This window comes from Pseudomonas crudilactis (assembly GCF_013433315.1).
Taxonomy (GTDB): domain Bacteria; phylum Pseudomonadota; class Gammaproteobacteria; order Pseudomonadales; family Pseudomonadaceae; genus Aquipseudomonas; species Aquipseudomonas crudilactis.
Genome location: NZ_WXVV01000065.1, coordinates 1 through 469, shown reverse-complemented (window position 1 = coordinate 469; position 469 = coordinate 1). Strand labels below are relative to the sequence as shown.

At 60.3% G+C, this 469-nt stretch carries 1 protein-coding gene; it reads left to right on the top strand.

All coding sequences use genetic code 11. The features are described from left to right. Positions 1–469 (top strand): type VI secretion system tip protein TssI/VgrG (gene tssI / locus GTU76_RS29810; protein ID WP_180700267.1); only part of this gene is annotated, 469 nt, incomplete at both ends.

Genomic DNA, 469 nt, shown 5'->3' with positions numbered 1-469 from the left:
GTCGTTCACCGGTCGTGAGGCCCTCAACACGCCGTTCGAATTCGAGCTGGAACTGGTCAGCGAAAAGGCCTCGATCAACCTCGAAAGCGTGCTGCACAAACTGGCGTTTCTGCAGTTGTCGCCGAGCGGCACGGGCATTCACGGGCTGGTCTACAGCATCGCCCAGGGCGAGGCGGGCAAGCGCCTGACCCGCTACAAGATCTCCCTGCGCCCGCAACTGGCGTACCTTGCGCATCGGGTCAATCAGCGCATCTTCCAGCAGATGACCGTGCAGCAGATCATCAGTCAGGTGCTGGAAGAACACGGCATCCTCGCCAGCGACTACCACTTCCAGCTCAGCGCGATTTACCCCGAGCGTATTTACTGCGTGCAGTACGACGAGTCGGACCTGGATTTCATCCAGCGCCTGTGCGAGGAGGAGGGGATTCACTACCACTTCCAGCACACTTCCAGCGGCCACAAGCTGACC